This window comes from Sphingomonas sp. Leaf198, assembly GCF_001424005.1.
Classification (GTDB): Bacteria; Pseudomonadota; Alphaproteobacteria; order Sphingomonadales; family Sphingomonadaceae; genus Sphingomonas.
On the sequence record NZ_LMPX01000002.1, the window covers coordinates 96812 to 114464 of the forward strand.

Here is a 17653-nt window from a genome sequence, read left to right on the forward strand (position 1 = left end):
CCCGTGCTGCAGAAGACCCAAGCCGCCGACCAGACGGCGATCTATCCCAGCCTCAAAGGCAAGCGTGTCCTGATCACCGGCGGCGCGTCGGGGATCGGTGCCGGGCTGGTCGAGGCGTTCGCGCGGCAGGGCGCGCACGTCGCGTTCGTCGACATGGCCGAGGACGCCGCGCACGATTTGATCGCGACGCTGACGCCTGCCGTCGCGACCGCGCCGATCTTTCTGCCGCTCGACCTGCGCGATATCGATGCGCTGAAGACGACGGTCGCGGCGATCGAAAGCCGGCTCGGCGGGATCGACATCCTGATCAACAATGCCGCCAACGACGATCGCCATACGATCGAAGAGATCACGCCCGCCTATTGGGACGAGCGGATGGCGACCAATCTGCGCCATCTGTTCTTCGCAGGCCAGGCGGTGGTGCCGTCGATGAAGCGCGCGGGCGGCGGCGTGATCCTGAACTTCGGGTCGATCTCGTGGCATCTCGCGCTGCCCGAACTGATGCTCTATCAGACCGCCAAGGCCGGTATCGAGGGCATGACGCGGGCGATGGCGCGCGATCTGGGCGGCGACGGTATCCGCGTGAACACGATCGTCCCGGGCAATGTCGAGACGCCGCGCCAGCTGAAATGGTACACCCCCGAGGGCGAGGCCGAGATCATCGCCGCGCAGTGCCTGAAGACCCGCGTCCAGCCCGCCGATGTCGCGGCGCTGGTGCTGTTCCTCGCCTCCGACGACGCGCGGATGTGCACCGGTCACGACTATTTCGTCGATGCGGGGTGGCGCTGAGATGGCGAACGACACGGTCGTCGCGACCAGCATCTGCGACGTCGCGGCAACGCTCGGCGAAGGCCCGATCTGGGTCGCTCGCGACAGCGCACTCTGGTTCGTCGATATCAAGGCGCCCTGCGTCTACCGGTTCGATCCCACCTCGGCATCGCTGGACTCTTGGGAAGCACCCGATCAGGTCGGCTGGGTGATCCCGGAAACTAGCGGCGGCTTTCTAGCCGGTGTCCGCGGCGGGCTGCACCGGTTCGACCCGGCAACGGGGTCGTTCGATCTGCTCGCACCCGTTCACGTCGAGACGCCCGGCAACCGCCTCAATGACGCGGCACGCGCGCCCGATGGCCGGGTCTGGTTCGGCACGATGGACAATGCCGAGACTGCCAAGTCCGGGCACGTCTACCACTGGCGTGACGGCACGCTGACGCAGACCGACGTGCCGCCCGTCGCGATTACCAACGGCCCTGCGATTTCACCCGACGGCCGCACGCTCTACACGGTCGATACGCTCGGCAAACGGACCGACGCGTGGACGGTCGGTGCCGATGGCACGCTCGACGATCGTCGCCCGTTCATCGTCGTGGGCCCCGACGATGGCCATCCCGACGGTGCGATCTGCGATTCCGAAGGCGGCGTCTGGGTCGGCTTCTTCGGCGGGTGGGCCGCGCGCCGCTATGCACCGGACGGCACTTGCACCGATGTGGTGCGCTTCCCGGTCGCGAACATCACTAAGATCGCGCTCGGTGGCGCGGACGGCCGGACCGCCTACGCGACGACCGCGGCCAAGGGCCTCGACGCCGCAGCGCTTGCGGAACAGCCGCTCGCCGGCAACCTGTTCACTTTCCGCGTCGCGGTCCCCGGCGTTCCGGTCGAGCCGGTCACACTCTAGAACCCGATACGGCCATCCCGACGAACGGGATGGCCGTAGTGCGCTCAGTGGTTATGCCGCGGCGTTTTCGCGGAAATCCCGCGATACTTCACTGCGAAGTCGAGCACGCCGCCCTCGGCGAGCTGCCCCGTCTTCTCGCGGTACAGCTCTTCCCACGGCGTATTGCTCTCGGGCACCGGTGGCAGCCCCTCGCCCTTGCGCCGCGCGATTTCGTCCGGCTCGACCAGTGCGTCGCACGTGCCCGCGACCAGATCGATCCGCACCACGTCGCCCGTCCGGATCCACGACAGTCCGCCGCCGACCGCACTCTCGGGCGAGACGTTCAGGATCGAAGGACTGTCCGACGTACCCGACTGCCGTCCGTCGCCCAATGTCGGCAGCGCGAGCACGCCGCGCTGGATCAGCGCGTCGGGCGGCTGCATGTTGACGACTTCCGCCGAGCCCGGCCAGCCGATCGGTCCCGCGCCGCGGATCACCAGGATGCATCCCTCGTCGATGTCGAGCGCAGGATCGTTGATCCGGTGGTGATAATCGTCCGAGCCCTCGAACACGATCGCCCGCGCCTCGAACCGATCCTCGGCCCCCGGCGTCGAGAGGTAGCGTGCGCGGAACGCCGGCGAGATCACCGACGTCTTCATGATCCCGAAGTCGAACAGATTACCCTTGAGCACCAGGAAGCCCGCGCGCTCCATCATCGGTGCGTCGAACGGCTTGATCATCTCGCGGTCGCGCGTCTCGCGACCTGCGATGTTCTCGCCGATCGATCGCCCGGTGACGGTCAGGCACGACGTGTCGAGCTTTCCGCCCGCGATCAGTTCGTGGAGCACAGCGGGCACGCCACCTGCGCGGTGAAAGCGCTCGCCGAGATACTTGCCCGCCGGCTGCATGTTGACGAGCAGCGGCAGGTCGTAGCCATGATCCGACCAGTCCTCCGGGTACAGCGTCACGCCGGCATGCTGCGCCATCGCCATGATGTGCGGCTGCGCGTTGCTCGACCCGCCGATCGCGCTGACCACGCGGATCGCGTTGAGGAAGCTGTCGCGCGTGAGGATCTTCGACGGGCGCAAATCCTCATATGCCATCTCCACGATCCGCCGCCCGGTCTCGTACGCCATCTGCCCGCGCTCGCGGTAGGGCGCAGGAATCGCCGCGCACCCGGTCAGCGACAGACCCAAGGCCTCCGCCACCGCGTTCATCGTCGACGCCGTGCCCATCGTGTTGCAATGCCCGGCGGACGGCGCGCTGTCGGTGGCGCGGTTGAGGAACTCTTCCTCGTCGATCTCGCCCGCGGCCAGCTTGCGCCGGCTGCGCCAGATCACCGTTCCCGAGCCGACCAGTTCGCCATCATGCCAGCCGTCGAGCATCGGCCCGCCCGACAACACGATCGCTGGAATATCTACGGTCGACGCCGCCATGATCCCCGACGGCGTCGTCTTGTCGCAGCCGGTCGTCAGCACGACCGCATCGATCGGATAGCCGTACAGCGTCTCGACCAACCCCAGATACGCCAGATTGCGATCGAGCGCCGCAGTCGGACGCCGGCAATTCTCGAAGATCGGATGGACCGGAAACTCCATCGCGATCCCGCCCGCGTCGCGGATGCCGTCGCGCGTGCGCTTGGCGAGTTCGAGATGGATGCGGTTGCACGGGCTCAGGTCGCTACCCGACTGGGCGATGCCGATGATCGGTCGGCCCGAACGCAATTCCGCCGGGGTCAGCCCGTAATTCATGAACCGTTCGAGATAGAGCGCGGTCATGTCGGAGCGGGCGGGATCGGCGAACCAGTCGCGCGATCGGAACGGCCTTACCGGTACACGGTCCACTGCAAACTCTCCTGAACGCCATTCTTCGATGGGAGCGCTACCGCGACGGCCGCCATGCGGTCAAGCGTGGACGCACCCGCATAAACGCCGCCCCGGTGCGGCATCCGATTGATCGCATACCAGATATTTGTCGGGCAGGACACGGTGGCCTGCCTCGCTGCTCGCAGAACGTGGCGCAGGTCCCATGCTCGCGGGAAGCATGCTGGCACGCGATCGACGAAGCTACGTTCGCCAACAGCGTAACCGTCATGCGCCAATCCTCCGTTCGCCGTGCGTATTACCCCGCAATTGCGGACCCCGCCGGCAGTCCTTGGCTTGCGTGTTATCGGTCACACCCTTATTTCGCCTGCGACACCAAGCGATCCGCTACCAAAATGTCGCGACGCGGCCGATGCGCGTCACGACCGACCTGGAGAATTGAAATGGACGGCACCTTCCCGATCGGCGCGCGCGCCGTAAGCAGCGACGTTACCTTCCTCGCGATCGATCCGTCGACCGACGCGAAGATCGAGCCCGCCTTCGCGGTGTCGAGCGAAGCCGATGTCGCCGAGGCCTGTAAGCTCGCCGAGGCCGCCTTCGACGTTTTCCGCGAGATCGACCCCGAGGCCCGCGCCATATTCCTGGAGACGATCGCCGACGAGATCGAGGCGATCCACGATCCGCTGGTCGCGCGCGCGATCCAGGAGAGCGGCCTGCCCCGCCCCCGCCTCGAAGGCGAACGCGGTCGCACCACCGGTCAGCTCCGCCTGTTCGCCAAGCATCTGCGCGCGGGCACCTGGGCCTCGGTCGTGATCGACGAGGCGCAGCCCGACCGCAAGCCGATGCCACGCTCCGACCTGCGCCAGCGCCGCATCGCGGTCGGCCCCGTCGCAGTGTTCGGCGCGTCGAACTTCCCGCTCGCCTTCTCGGTAGCAGGCGGCGACACCGCGTCCGCACTCGCCGCCGGTTGCCCGGTCGTGGTCAAGGGTCACCCCGCGCATCCCGGCACGTCGGTGATGGTCGGCAAGGCGATCCAGGCCGCAGTCGCCAAGTGCAGCCTGCCCGAAGGCGTGTTCTCGCTGGTTCAGGGTCCGGCGAACGAACTCGGCGCGGCGCTCGTCAAGGACGCCCGCATCAAGGCGGTCGGCTTCACCGGCTCGCGCGGCGGTGGCTTGGCCCTGGTGGCACTCGCCGCAGCCCGCCCCGAGCCGATCCCGGTCTATGCCGAAATGAGCAGCATCAACCCGGTGATCCTGTTCCCCGCCGCGCTCGCCGCACGCGGCGAAGCGCTCGGCAAGGCCTATGTCGGATCGCTCACGATGGGCTCGGGCCAGTTCTGCACCAACCCCGGCATCGTCGTTGCGGTCGATGGTCCTGACCTCGACACCTTCGTCGAAGCCGCCGCCGCGGCCCTCGGCGAGGCCGCGCCGCAGGTCATGCTGACCCCCGGAATTCATGCCAGCTACGACCAAGGCGTTGCGGCGCTCGCCGGTCACGACGCGGTCGAGACGCTCGCTCGTGGCACCGAGGCCGAGGGCGCAAACCGCGGTCGTGCGGCTTTGTTCTCGACCACCGGCAAGGCGTTCGTCGCCGATCCGGCGCTCTCGCATGAAGTGTTCGGGGCGGCTTCGATCATCGTTCGCTGCACCGACCTCGCCGAAGTCCACAGCGTGCTCGAGAAGATCGAGGGCCAGCTGACGATCACGTTGCAAATCGACGAAGGCGATTATGCCGACGCCGCAGCGCTGGTGCCTGTACTGGAGCGCAAGGCTGGTCGCATCCTCGCCAATGGCTGGCCGACCGGCGTCGAGGTTGCGCCGGCGATGGTCCACGGCGGGCCGTTCCCGGCAACGTCCGACCCGCGCACGACCTCGGTCGGCACCGCGGCGATCGAGCGCTTCCTGCGCCCGGTCTGCTACCAGGACCTGCCGGACGCACTGCTGCCCAAGGCGGTCAAGCACGGCAACCCGCTGGGCCTGCCGCGCACCGAGGGCTGATCGAATAAGAGAAGGAAGGGCGCGCTACCGAACGGCAGGGCGCCCTTCCTTGTTCTCCCGCGAAGGCGGGAGCCCAGTCTGGGTCCCCGCCTTCGCGGGGAAACAAGTTCGGTAACCTCCACCAGGCACCACCCCAGCGCAGGCCGGGGCCCAGTTGGAGAGGTGGTCGTAATGGGGGACAGCCCTCAGTTAGCCACGTCCCCCAACTGGACCCCGGCCTCCGCCGGGGTGGTACGTGATAGTATGGCGCGCCGAACCTAACGCCGAACCCAACCATGCGTATTTATTGACACGCGTGCGCCACAAACCCACTAGTCCGGCATGACAACTCCAGACTCGTCGCAAGTCTCGTCGCGCACCGTTATCCTGCCCTCCGACCTCGGCAGCTATATCGACGACCTCGCCGCCGCAGGGCATGGCGACGCCACCGCGATCGTCCGCACTGCGCTCGAACGGATGCGCGAGCGCGACACCCCGCCAAGTCCGGCCGAAATCCTGATCGGTGGCGGCGAATGCGGGATGCTGGTGCGCCAGCGCGACTGGAGCGCGACCTCGCTCGGCCCGATCGACTCGTGGCCCGCCGAGCTGCGCGTCACGCTCGCCAACATCCTCAACTCGCCCGTCGCCAAGGTCGTGATGTGGGGCCCCGAGCACATCATGCTTTACAATGATAGCTATCGTGCCGTCGCGGGCGACCGCCACCCCGCCGCGCTCGGCAGCCCGGTCGCGACCGCGTTCCCCGAAGTCTGGGACTGGAACCGCGGCGTCCTCGATGCGGGCCTGCGCGGCGAGATCGTGGCTTACCGCGACCAGCCGATCCTGTTCCAGCGATCCGATGGCCCCGAGACGCTGACGCTCGACCTGTTCTACACGCCCGTCTACTGCGCCAGTGGCCCCACTGGTGGCGCCACTGCCAGCACCGTCGACGGCGTGCTCTGCACGATGGTCGACAACACCGGCCGGGCCGAAGCCGAACACCGCCTCGCCGCCAGCGAAGCCGAACTACGCCGCGTCACCGACGCCGTGCCGATGCTCATCTCGTACGTCGACCGCGACCATGTCTACCGTCTCGCCAACGCGCAATATGATGAATGGCTCGGGATCGACCCCGAGGCGATGATCGGCAAACCGGTTCGCGAGGTCCTCGGCGAGGCAGCCTACGAGAATCGGCGCCCATCGTTCGATCGCGCGTTTGCCGGCGAAAGCTTCACCACTGAAGCGATCTTCCCCCATCTGGACGGCCGCCCGCGCCGGTCCGAATTCCGCTACGTGCCGCATGTCGCGGCGGATGGCTCGATCCCCGGCATCTACATTCTCGGCATCGATGTCGAGGAGCGTGCCGAACGCGAGGCCGCGGTCGGCATCAGCAACGGCCGTTTCCGCACCGCGATGGACGCGGTCCACGGCGTGCTCTGGACCAACAGCCCGGACGGCCGGATGATCGGCGAGCAGCCCGGCTGGGCCGCGCTCACCGGCCAGTCGATCGACGCCTACCAGAATTTCGGCTGGGCCGACGCGATCCACCCCGACGACGTCGCATCGACGATCAAGGCCTGGACCGCCGCTGTGCTCAGCAAGTCGATGTTCGTGTTCGAACACCGCGTCCGCCGCCACTGCGGCACATGGCGCACGTTTGCGGTCCGTGGTTTGCCGATCCTCGACGAGACCGGCGAGGTCCGCGAATGGGTCGGCGTCCATACCGACATCACGCATCAGCGCGCCGCCGAAGCCGCGTTACGCGAACAGGCCGAGGCGCTCGCGCGGCAAGTCCGTCACCGCGAACGTGCCGAGGACCAGCTCCGCCAGCTCAACGAGACGCTCGAAGCGCGCGTCATTCGCGAGATCGACGAACGCCGCCAAGCCGAAGCCAAGCTCGCGCAGTCGCAGAAGATGGAGACGGTCGGCAAACTCACCGGCGGCGTCGCGCATGATTTCAACAATCTGCTCCAGGTCGTTTCGGGCAACCTCCAGCTGCTCGGCAAGAACCTGGCCGGCAACGCGCGTGCCGAACGCTGGGTCGAGAATGCGATGGCCGGCGTGTCGCGCGGGTCGAAGCTCGCGGCCCAATTGCTCGCGTTCGGGCGTCGCCAAGCGCTCGAGCCCAAGGTCGTCAACGTCACGCGTTTCGTGCGCGGGATGGACGACATGCTGCGTCGCGCGATCGGCGAAGGCATCGAGATCGAGACAGTCGTCGGCGGTGGCCTGTGGAACACGTTCATCGACCCTGCGCAGATCGAGAATGCACTCCTGAACCTTGCGATCAACGCGCGCGATGCGATGGACGGCCAGGGCAAGCTGACGATCGAACTCGGCAACGCCCACCTCGACGACGCCTATGCACAGGGTCATGACGAGGTCGAGGCCGGGCAATATGTGATGCTCGCCGTGTCCGACACCGGGACCGGCATGACTCCCGAGATCATCGAAAAGGTGTTCGAGCCGTTCTTCTCGACCAAGAGCGAGGGCAAGGGCTCGGGCCTCGGCCTGTCGATGGTCTACGGCTTCGTGAAACAGTCCGGCGGCCATGTGAAGATCTATTCCGAGGTCGGCGAAGGCACCACGATCAAGCTCTACCTCCCGCGCGCGATGGAGAGCGAGGACGTCGAGGTCGTCGCGGATGCCAGCCCGATCTGCGGCGGCACCGAGACCGTGCTGGTGGTCGAGGACGACGATGAAGTCCGCGGCACCGTCGTCGAACTGCTGACCGATCTTGGCTACAGCGTATTGAAAGCGGTCGATGCGGCCAGCGCGCTGAACGTGGTCGAGAGCGGCGTACCGATCGATATCCTGTTCACCGACGTCGTGATGCCCGGCATGCTGAAAAGCCCCGAGCTGGCGCGGAAGGCGAAGGAACGCCTGCCCGATCTCGCGGTGCTGTTCACGTCCGGCTATACCGAAAACTCGATCGTCCATGGCGGCAAGCTCGATGCGGGTGTCGACCTGCTGTCGAAGCCGTACACGCGGGAGGCGCTCGCGCGGAAATTCCGTCAGGTGCTCGCCAACCGCCAGCGTTCGGGAAGCCCTGCCGCCAAGGCCGCGCGCGACTCCCGAATCGACGCGGACCGCCGCCTCGATACGCCCGCCCGCCGCACCGTCCTGCTGGTTGAAGACGATGCGCTGATCCGCGCCAACACCGCCGAGATGTTGCAGGGCAGCGGCTTCGTCGTCGTCGACGCGGCCAGCGCGGAGGACGCGATGACGGCGCTCCAGACCGTGCCGATCGATGCGCTGGTGACCGACGTGAACCTGCCGGGCGTATCCGGACCGGATTTTGCGCGGACGGCGCGGGCGCTACGACCCGGCGTCGGCATCGTCTTCGCGACCGGAGATACGGCTTCGGTTGCGGACGAGACCGATGCGATCATGCTGGAGAAGCCATACGGGCTCGACGCATTGGCCGCGGCTGTGTTGGCATCGCTCGGCGAGACGGCATTGGCCGATCCGCTCACGTCGCCAGCCAACTCCGACCGGGTTACCAAAGCCGACTGACGCATCCTTCGTCACCCCGGACCTGTTCCGGCATCCACCGTTCCGCGCGCTTATCATTGGCGAGCGTGGGGAACGGTGGATGCCGGAACGGGCCCGGCATGACGGACGGGCCTGTAACGTTCTTCACAACTCTACAGCCGGCGCACGGGCGCAACCGACACCAACACCTCGCCGCCCTGTGCATTTCCGACCGAAATCCTGTCAACAACCCTACACGACGATCAACGCAGCAGCGAAGGATCGCCCGTGACCTACCAGACTCACATCGCCCAGTTGACCAACCTGATCGCCGACCAGAACGGCACGTGGGACGCGATCTCGCCCGAGTCCGTCGCGCGGATGCGGCTCCAGAACCGGTTCACCACCGGCCTCGACATCGCGCGCTACACCGCCGCGATCATGCGCAAGGACATGGCGGCCTACGATGCGGACCCGGCGCACTATACGCAGTCGCTCGGCTGCTGGCACGGGTTCATCGCGCAGCAGAAGATGATCAGCATCAAGAAGCATTTCGGCACCACCGACCGCCGGTACCTGTACCTCTCCGGCTGGATGGTCGCGGCGATGCGCAGCGAGTTCGGCCCGCTGCCCGACCAGTCGATGCACGAGAAGACCAGCGTCCCCGCGCTGATCGAGGAGCTTTACACCTTCCTCCGCCAGGCCGACGCGCGCGAGCTCGGGATGATGTTCCGCGAGGTCGACGCAGCGCGCGCCGCGGGGAATGCAATCGAGGAACAGCGCCTGCTCAACGCGATCGAAAACCACCAGACGCACGTCGTCCCGATCATCGCCGACATCGACGCAGGCTTCGGCAATGCGGAGGCGACGTATCTGCTCGCGCGCAAAATGATCGAAGCAGGCGCCTGCGCGCTCCAGATCGAGAACCAGGTCAGCGACGAGAAGCAGTGCGGTCACCAGGACGGCAAGGTCACCGTGCCGCACGAGGACTTCCTCGCGAAGGTCCGCGCGTGCCGCTACGCGTTCCTCGAACTCGGCGTCGAGGACGGCATCATCGTCACGCGCACCGACTCGCTCGGCGCCGGCCTCACCAAGCAGATCGCGGTCAGCAAGGCAGCGGGCGACCTCGGCGACCAGTATAACTCGTACCTTGACTGCGAGGAGATCGACCCGGCGACCGCGCAGAACGGCGACGTCATCCTCAACCGCGACGGCAAGATGCTCCGCCCCAAGCGCCTCCCCTCGAACCTGTTCCAGTTCCGCGCCGGCTCGGGCGAAGATCGCTGCGTGATGGACTGCATCGCCAGCTTGCAGAACGGCGCCGACCTGCTCTGGATCGAGACCGAGAAGCCGCATATCGAACAGATCGCCGGCATGGTCGACCGCATCCGCGCAGTCGTGCCCAACGCCAAGCTCGTCTACAACAACTCGCCGAGCTTCAACTGGACGCTGAACTTCCGCCAGCAGGTGTTCGATGCCTGGTCCGCCGAGGGCCAGGACGTCTCGGCCTACGATCGCGCCCGCCTGATGAGCGTCGATTACGACGGTACGGCGCTTGCCGACGAAGCCGACGAGCGGATCCGCACCTTCCAGGCGGATTCGGCCAAGCGCGCTGGCATCTTCCACCACCTGATCACGCTGCCGACCTACCACACGGCGGCGCTCTCGACCGACAATCTCGCCAAGGAGTATTTCGGCGATGCGGGGATGCTCGGCTATGTGAAGGGCGTCCAGCGCAAGGAAATTCGCGAGGGCATCGCCTGCGTGAAGCACCAGAACATGTCCGGCTCGGATCTGGGCGACGACCACAAGGAGTATTTCGCGGGCGAGGCGGCGCTGAAGGCTGGGGGAGCGCATAATACGATGAATCAATTTGCGGCGTGATGCAGCAGGCGGAGCGCAAGCTCCGCCGCGCCGGCATCACGCCCGGCCGGCGGGGCGGGTAGCCCCGTCGGACTTAGCCTATCCTGCGCGCCTGCCTTCGCAGGCAGTCGAAGGGCGGCTTTGCCGCGGCGCGCGCAAGATTTGGTTCAATGAACACCATCAGCACCTCCCCGGCGAAGGCCGGGGCCCAATTGGGAAGTTCAGAGTAACGAGGTGCGGCGCTTTGCCCCATCAGCCTTGCCAATTGGACTCCGGCCTTCGCCGGGGAGGTGCAGGTGTTTCACGACGTGCTCTACACCCAAGTCTGGCAACCCACCCGATCCCCCGCTACGCAAGCCCCCATGGACACCGATATCGCCATCGCCCGCAGCGTCGCGCTGCGCCCCATCGCCACCATCGCGGACGGCCTCGGCATCCCCGACGCGGCGATCGAGCCCTATGGTCGCTACAAGGCGAAGATCGCACTCGACTGGCTCGATACGCGTAAAGGCGGCGCGAAAGGCCGGCTGATCCTCGTCACCGCGATCAACCCGACCCCCGCGGGCGAAGGCAAGACCACCACCTCGATCGGCCTCGCCGACGCACTCCGCCATACCGGCCGCAAAGCCGTGCTCGCGTTGCGCGAACCCTCGCTTGGCCCGTGCTTCGGGACCAAGGGCGGCGCGACCGGGGGTGGCCGCGCGCAGGTCGCGCCGATGGAGGACATCAACCTCCATTTCACCGGCGATTTCCACGCGATCACCGCCGCGCACAATCTCCTCGCGGCGATGATCGACAACCATATCCACTGGGGCAACGCGCTCCAGATCGACGTCCGTCGCGTCGTCTGGCGCCGCGTCCTCGACATGAACGACCGTGCGCTGCGCGACATCGTCCAGTCGATCGGCGGCGTCGCCAATGGCTACCCGCGCGAGTCCGGCTTCGACATCACCGTCGCCTCCGAAGTCATGGCAATCCTGTGCCTTGCGAACGACCTCGCCGACATGGAGCGCCGGCTCGGCGATATTGTCGTCGCCTACACCCGCGACCGCCAGCCGATCACCGCGCGCGACCTCAAGGCGGACGGCGCGATGGCGGTGCTGCTGGCGGAGGCAATCAAGCCCAACCTCGTCCAGTCGCTCGAAGGCACGCCCGCGTTCCTCCACGGCGGGCCGTTCGCCAACATCGCGCACGGCTGCAACTCGGTGATCGCGACGCGGGCGGCGCTGTCGCTCGGCGATTACGTGGTGACCGAGGCCGGCTTCGGCGCGGACCTGGGCGCAGAGAAGTTCTTCGACATCAAGTGCCGTCAGGCCGGCCTCGCCCCCGACGCGGTCGTGATCGTCGCCACCGCCCGCGCGCTGAAGATGAATGGCGGCGTCGCCAAGGCCGACCTCGCGCACGAGAATGTCGAGGCGGTCCGCAAGGGCGCGGTCAACCTCGTCCGGCACATCGAGAACATCCGCCAGTTCGGCGTCCCCGCGATCGTCGCAATCAACCATTTCTACACCGACAGCGATGCCGAGATCGCCGCGATCGTCGAGGCGGCCGCCCAGCACGGCTCGCGCGCGATCCTCTGTCGGCACTGGGCGGAGGGTGGCGCGGGTGCGGTCGAACTGGCCGACGCGGTCGCCGAGATCTGCGAGACGCATGGCGGCGGATTCGCACCGATCTACGGTGACGAACTCTCGCTGTTCGACAAGATCGATACGGTCGCACGACGGATCTATCGGGCAGAGCATGCGGTCGCCGAGCCGAGCGTTTTGGCGCAACTCAAGCGCTGGGAGGACGCTGGGTACGGCCATCTCCCCGTGTGCCTCGCCAAGACGCAGTACAGCTTCTCGACCGACCCCGCTCTGTTGGGCGCGCCGACCGGTCACATCGTGCCGGTTCGCGAAGTCCGCCTTGCGGCGGGTGCGGGGTTCGTCGTGGCGATCTGTGGCGAGATCATGACGATGCCGGGCTTGCCGCGGGTGCCGGCAGCGGAGGCGATCCACCTGAACGACGAAGGGCTGATCGAGGGGCTGTTCTGAGGCCCCAGATGCTACCCGCACCTCCGTCATCCTGACGAAAGTCAGGATCTAGGGCAACCGTCGGTGCCCTTCGTGGCTCTGGATCCCGACTTTCGTCAGGATGACGGCGAGCGGGGTGTCAGTCTCGCGTGACGACCAGACCGTCCGGCCCGACCGCAACCGACAACCCTACATAATTGACCACCGTCGGATGTGACGTCGCGACACCGTGCGAGTGCGTGGCCGTAATCACGAGAACATCCGCCCCCGCCGCTTCGCCCGCGGCAATCCCGGCGGCGGCATCCTCGAACACCAGACAATCGCCCGCCGCGACGCCGAGCCGCTCGGCCGCGACTAGAAAGCAGTCCGGTGCGGGTTTGCCGTTCGGGATGTCGTCGGCCGCGATCATGGTGGCAGGCATCGGCAGGCCGGCAGCTTTCAACCGAACTTCGGCGAGCGCGCGCGGGGCGGACGTGACGATCGTCCAGCGTTCGGGGGGCAGGCTGGCCAGAAACGCCGCGGCGCCGGAGATCGGTTCGATGTCGCCGACATCTTCCATCTCCGCAGCGGTGATCGCTGCGGCTTCGGCGACCGGGTCGACGCCGGGGAGGTTCAGGCGTCGAACCGTTTCGACCGACTGGACGCCGTGGATCGTCGGCACGAACGTCGCGGCGTCGAGGCCGTGGGCGATCGCCCATTTGGTCCAGGTGCGCTCGGCCGACGCGATCGAGGTGAGGATCGTGCCGTCCATGTCGAACAGGAAGGCGGCGTAGTTGCGGGTCGGGAGAGTCATGCGGGTGCTCGTGAGGGGGTTTGTGTCGTGGAGCAAGCCCGTTTGGTTCGGCGCTCCGCACCATCCCGGCGAAGTCCGGGGCCCAATTGGCATGTTCGAGGTAACAGCGCGTTACCTGCAATCAGAATCGTCCCCCAATTGGGCCCCGGCCTCCGCCGGGGTGGTGGCAATTCTGATAGTGGCGGCAGCAATAACCTGCCACACAAAGAAAAGGCCGCTCCGGTTTCCCGGAGCGGCCTGTATTCCCGTACCAAGCCGAAGCTTAGATGTCGTCGCCGAGTGCGCCCTTGACGCTGCCCTTGACGTTCTGCGCAGTGCCCTTGGCCTGCTGCGCTTCGCCTTCGGCTACCAGCTTCTCGTTGTCGGTCGCTTTGCCGACGGCTTCCTTGACGTTGCCTGCAACCTTGTTGCCTGCTGCTGCGACCTTGTCGGTGAACTCGCCCATCAGAGCCTCCACTTGCTGTGCGGACCCGCCAACCGGGCCGCTTGAACTTGCAAAGGTATAACGGCCGTCTTTACTGTGGGTTCCGTGACGTTTGCGTCATGACCTATGTTTCAGATCAGTCCCGCCAGCGGGCTCGACGGATCGGCATAGCGGCGCTGGCCCATCCGTCCGGCGCGGTAGGCGAGCCGCCCCGATTCGACAGCGGCCTTCATCGCGGCGGCCATCATCAGCGGGTCCTTCGCTTCGGCGATGGCGGTGTTCATCAGCACGCCGTCGCAGCCGAGTTCCATCGCCACCGCCGCATCCGACGCGGTGCCGACGCCGGCGTCGACCAACACGGGCACCCCTGCCCCCTCGACGATCAGCCGGATCGTCACGCGGTTCTGGATGCCGAGCCCCGAGCCGATCGGCGCGCCCAGCGGCATGATCGCGACCGCGCCGGCGTTCTCGAGGCGCTTGGTGGCGATCGGATCGTCGACGCAATAGACCATCGGCTTGAAGCCTTCGTTCGCGAGGATCTCGGTCGCGCGCAGCGTCTCAACCATGTCGGGATAGAGCGTCTTCGCCTCGCCGAGCACTTCGAGCTTCACCAGCTCCCAGCCGCCAGCCTCGCGCGCCAGCCGCAGCGTGCGAATCGCCGACTCGGCATCGAAACAGCCCGCAGTGTTGGGGAGGTAGGTGATCTTCTTCGGGTCGATGAAGTCGGTCAGCATCGGTGCGTTGCGATCCGACACGTTGACGCGGCGGACCGCCACGGTGACGATCTCCGCGCCTGATGCCTCGACGGCGGCGGCGTTCTGCGCGAAATCCTTGTACTTGCCGGTGCCGACGATCAGCCGCGACCTGAAGGTCTGGCCGGCGACGGTCCAGCTGTCCTCATGCCCGCTATTCTCATGGTCGCCACCGCCAACGAAGTGCACGATCTCAAGGTCGTCGCCGTCCTCGACCATCACGTCCGCCAAGGTCGAGCGAGGCACAACCTCCATGTTCCGCTCGACCGCGATCTTCTCCGGTACGAGCCCCAGTTCGGTCGCGAGTCCCGCGAGGCTCAACCCGGCAGTCACGCGCTTGTGTTCGCCGTTGACGGTAATGGAGACGGTACCATCGGAGTGGGGCATGCAAAACTTTCCGTTCGTTTCGAGCCCCTCGACATGGCTCGGGACAGGCTGATCGAGAAACCCTCCGTCCGCTGCCGGTCTCATGTCTCGACTTCGCTCGACACGAACGGGTAAGGGTGGGACGACGCATATAGGGGGTCGTTCGCAGCCCCCGCAACCAGGAGCTGCCCTTGCCAGATACCGTCACTGCGCCAGATACCGTCACTGCGACAGTGTTCGTCCTGAACGGCCCCAACCTCAATCTGCTGGGAACGCGCGAGCCGGAAATCTATGGCGACGAGACGCTCGACGATATCGCCGGGATGCTGGAGGACCGCGCGCGCGAGCTCGACCTGGAGATCGACATGCGCCAGTCGAATCACGAGGGGCACCTGGTCGACTGGATCCAGGAAGCGCAGGCGCGCGGCGCGAAGGCCGTGATCCTGAACGCGGGTGCGTTCACGCATACCTCGGTCGCGGTGCACGACGCGATCAAGGGCGTGAAGACGCCGGTGATCGAAGTGCATCTTTCCAATCCACATACGCGTGAATCGTTCAGGCATGTGAGCCTGGTCGGTCAGGCGGCGAAGGGTACGATCGCGGGTTTCGGCGCGCTTTCGTATCTGCTCGCGCTTGAAGCCGTCGCACGGTTCTGACAGGAGGCCCCGCCATGAACGATACAACCGAAAACACCGGTGCGATGCAGGTCGACGTGACCCTGGTGCGCCAGCTCGCCGAACTGCTCGACACCACGCAGCTGACCGAGATCGAGGTCGAGGACGGCTCGCGCCGTATCCGCGTCGCGCGCAAGGCCGCGCAGGCAGCACCCGTCGCGCATTACGCGCAGGCGCCCGCTCCTGCCCCCGTCTCGGCACCGCTGTCGATCCCGCAGGCCGAGGTCGGCGCGTCCGCCCCGGCGATCAGCGCGAGTGCGGTCAAGTCGCCGATGGTCGGCACGGTCTATCTCGCCGCCAATCCCGAGGCGAAGCCGTTCTCGACCGTCGGCCAGAAGGTCAATGCGGGCGACACGCTGCTGATCATCGAGGCGATGAAGGTGATGAACACGATCGTCGCGCCTTCGGCGGGCACGGTGACCGCGATCCTGGTCGAGAACGGCCAGCCGGTCGAGTTCGACCAGCCGCTGGTCGTGGTCGAATAATGCCGCAAATCAAGAAGCTGCTCATTGCGAATCGCGGCGAGATCGCGCTGCGGATCCACCGTGCCTGCCACGAGATGGGCATCAAGACGGTCGCGGTGCACTCGACCGCAGACGCCGACGCGATGCACGTTCGGCTCGCCGACGAGGCGATCTGTATCGGACCGCCGTCCGCCGCGGACAGCTATCTGAACATCCCGAACATCATCTCGGCCGCCGAAATCTCGGGCGCGGACGCGATCCATCCGGGCTACGGCTTTCTCAGCGAGAACGCGCAGTTCGCCGAGATCGTTGAGCTGCACAACATCCTGTTCGTCGGGCCAAAGCCCGAGCACATCCGGACGATGGGCGACAAGGTCCAGGCGAAGCGCACCGCGGGCGCGCTCGGGCTGCCGCTCGTCCCCGGGTCTGACGGCGCGATCAGCGACATCGCCGAGGCGAAGCGCATCGCCGAGGACATCGGCTATCCGGTGATCATCAAGGCGGCTTCCGGCGGCGGTGGTCGCGGCATGAAGGTCGTCAACGACCCCGACGATCTCGAAACGCAGATGCAGCAGGCCGGCAGCGAGGCGAAGGCCGCGTTCGGCGACGCCACCGTCTACATGGAAAAATACCTCGGCAATCCGCGGCATATCGAATTCCAGATCTTTGGCGACGGCGAAGGCAACGCGATCCATCTCGGCGAGCGCGACTGCTCGCTGCAGCGCCGCCACCAGAAGGTGCTTGAGGAAGCGCCCTCGCCGATCATCACCGCCGAAGAGCGCGAGCGGATGGGCGGAATCGTCGCCAAGGCGATGGCCGACATGGGCTATCGCGGCGCGGGGACGATCGAGTTCCTGTGGGAAGCGGGCGAATTCTACTTCATCGAGATGAACACCCGGCTTCAGGTCGAGCATCCGGTGACCGAGATGATCACCGGGCTGGACCTGGTGCGCGAGCAGATCCGTGTCGCCGAGGGTCATCCGCTGACGCTCCGCCAGGAAGACGTCCAGTTCCGCGGTCATGCGATCGAATGCCGCATCAACGCCGAGGACCCGCGCACGTTCGCGCCGTCGCCGGGGCTGGTGAAGGTGTATCATGCGCCGGGCGGGATGCATGTCCGCGTCGATAGCGGGCTGTATGCGGGGTATCGCGTGCCGCCTTACTACGACTCGATGATCGCCAAGTTGATCGTCTACGGGACAACTCGGCAGGGTGCGCTGCGTCGGTTGCGGCGTGCGCTCGAGGAGATGGTGATCGAGGGTGTCACGACGACGATCCCACTGCACCGTGCACTGCTCGACGATCCCGAGTTCCAGGAAGGCGCGTACACGATCAAGTGGCTGGAAGAGTGGTTGGCCAAGCAGGGGGCGTAGGAACGATGTCGCGG

13 protein-coding genes are annotated in these 17653 nt (G+C 66.5%); 9 read left to right on the forward strand and 4 right to left on the reverse strand.

Annotated elements, in window-relative coordinates; all coding sequences use genetic code 11:
* The first annotated feature begins 3 nt into the window (after positions 1 to 3).
* Positions 4 to 789, forward strand: a complete 786-nt coding sequence (locus tag ASG20_RS07520) for an SDR family NAD(P)-dependent oxidoreductase (RefSeq protein WP_056050719.1) — start codon at positions 4 to 6, stop codon at positions 787 to 789.
* A 1-nt stretch (position 790) separates the two neighbouring features.
* Positions 791 to 1672, forward strand: a complete 882-nt coding sequence (locus ASG20_RS07525) for an SMP-30/gluconolactonase/LRE family protein (RefSeq protein WP_156364174.1) — start codon at positions 791 to 793, stop codon at positions 1670 to 1672.
* Positions 1673 to 1716: 44 nt separating this feature from the next.
* Here the strand turns inward: ASG20_RS07525 and ASG20_RS07530 are convergent, their stop codons facing one another.
* The gene (locus ASG20_RS07530) at positions 1717 to 3495 is read right to left on the reverse strand and encodes an IlvD/Edd family dehydratase (protein ID WP_056050724.1); all 1779 of its coding nucleotides are present in this window, start codon (positions 3493 to 3495) and stop codon (positions 1717 to 1719) included.
* 422 nt (positions 3496 to 3917) lie between these two features.
* Here ASG20_RS07530 and ASG20_RS07535 point away from each other — a divergent pair, with 422 nt between their 5' ends.
* The 4 genes from ASG20_RS07535 (at position 3918) to ASG20_RS07550 (ending at position 12814) form a co-directional block, all read left to right on the forward strand.
* A complete protein-coding gene (locus ASG20_RS07535; protein ID WP_056050725.1) occupies positions 3918 to 5471 on the forward strand; it encodes an aldehyde dehydrogenase (NADP(+)) in 1554 nt (517 codons plus the stop codon).
* Between the two features lie 321 nt (positions 5472 to 5792).
* On the forward strand, positions 5793 to 8960 hold the full coding sequence (locus tag ASG20_RS07540) for a response regulator (RefSeq protein WP_082470847.1): 3168 nt from the start codon (positions 5793 to 5795) through the stop codon (positions 8958 to 8960).
* A gap of 246 nt (positions 8961 to 9206) precedes the next feature.
* On the forward strand, positions 9207 to 10802 hold the full coding sequence (locus tag ASG20_RS07545; protein WP_056050727.1) for an isocitrate lyase: 1596 nt from the start codon (positions 9207 to 9209) through the stop codon (positions 10800 to 10802).
* Positions 10803 to 11143: 341 nt separating this feature from the next.
* A complete protein-coding gene (locus ASG20_RS07550) occupies positions 11144 to 12814 on the forward strand; it encodes a formate--tetrahydrofolate ligase (protein ID WP_056050729.1) in 1671 nt (556 codons plus the stop codon).
* 118 nt (positions 12815 to 12932) lie between these two features.
* Here ASG20_RS07550 and ASG20_RS07555 read toward each other — a convergent pair whose 3' ends face one another.
* From ASG20_RS07555 to thiS, 3 genes are all read right to left on the reverse strand, one after another.
* Positions 12933 to 13586, reverse strand: coding sequence for an HAD-IA family hydrolase (locus ASG20_RS07555; protein ID WP_056050731.1), 654 nt, complete (start codon positions 13584 to 13586; stop codon positions 12933 to 12935).
* Between the two features lie 262 nt (positions 13587 to 13848).
* The gene (locus ASG20_RS07560; RefSeq protein ID WP_056050734.1) at positions 13849 to 14031 is read right to left on the reverse strand and encodes a CsbD family protein; all 183 of its coding nucleotides are present in this window, start codon (positions 14029 to 14031) and stop codon (positions 13849 to 13851) included.
* 110 nt (positions 14032 to 14141) lie between these two features.
* Complete coding sequence (gene thiS / locus ASG20_RS07565; RefSeq protein ID WP_082470848.1) at positions 14142 to 15149, reverse strand: sulfur carrier protein ThiS; 1008 nt, start codon at positions 15147 to 15149, stop codon at positions 14142 to 14144.
* 170 nt (positions 15150 to 15319) lie between these two features.
* Between thiS and aroQ the strand changes: the two genes are divergently transcribed.
* From aroQ to accC, 3 genes are read left to right on the forward strand one after another with little or no spacing between them, the layout of a single operon-like run.
* Positions 15320 to 15784: a type II 3-dehydroquinate dehydratase gene (aroQ, locus tag ASG20_RS07570; protein WP_056050736.1), complete on the forward strand. Its 465-nt coding sequence runs from the start codon at positions 15320 to 15322 to the stop codon at positions 15782 to 15784.
* Between the two features lie 14 nt (positions 15785 to 15798).
* A complete protein-coding gene (accB, locus tag ASG20_RS07575) occupies positions 15799 to 16287 on the forward strand; it encodes an acetyl-CoA carboxylase biotin carboxyl carrier protein (RefSeq protein ID WP_056050738.1) in 489 nt (162 codons plus the stop codon).
* Entirely contained in the window at positions 16287 to 17639 is a 1353-nt protein-coding gene (accC, locus tag ASG20_RS07580) for an acetyl-CoA carboxylase biotin carboxylase subunit (protein WP_056050740.1), read from the forward strand. Before accB ends, accC begins: the two co-directional genes overlap by 1 nt.
* Positions 17640 to 17653 lie beyond the last annotated feature (14 nt).

Bases quoted from the DNA above. Each gene is read 5' to 3' on its own strand.
- accC (WP_056050740.1), top strand. From the start codon at position 16,287: ATGCCGCAAATCAAGAAGCTGCTCATTGCGAATCGCGGCGAGATCGCG.
- accB (WP_056050738.1), top strand. From the start codon at position 15,799: ATGAACGATACAACCGAAAACACCGGTGCGATGCAGGTCGACGTGACC.
- ASG20_RS07540 (WP_082470847.1), top strand. From the start codon at position 5,793: ATGACAACTCCAGACTCGTCGCAAGTCTCGTCGCGCACCGTTATCCTG.
- ASG20_RS07550 (WP_056050729.1), top strand. From the start codon at position 11,144: ATGGACACCGATATCGCCATCGCCCGCAGCGTCGCGCTGCGCCCCATC.
- thiS (WP_082470848.1), bottom strand. From the start codon at position 15,149: ATGCCCCACTCCGATGGTACCGTCTCCATTACCGTCAACGGCGAACAC.
- ASG20_RS07525 (WP_156364174.1), top strand. From the start codon at position 791: ATGGCGAACGACACGGTCGTCGCGACCAGCATCTGCGACGTCGCGGCA.
- ASG20_RS07555 (WP_056050731.1), bottom strand. From the start codon at position 13,586: ATGACTCTCCCGACCCGCAACTACGCCGCCTTCCTGTTCGACATGGAC.
- ASG20_RS07535 (WP_056050725.1), top strand. From the start codon at position 3,918: ATGGACGGCACCTTCCCGATCGGCGCGCGCGCCGTAAGCAGCGACGTT.
- ASG20_RS07560 (WP_056050734.1), bottom strand. From the start codon at position 14,031: ATGGGCGAGTTCACCGACAAGGTCGCAGCAGCAGGCAACAAGGTTGCA.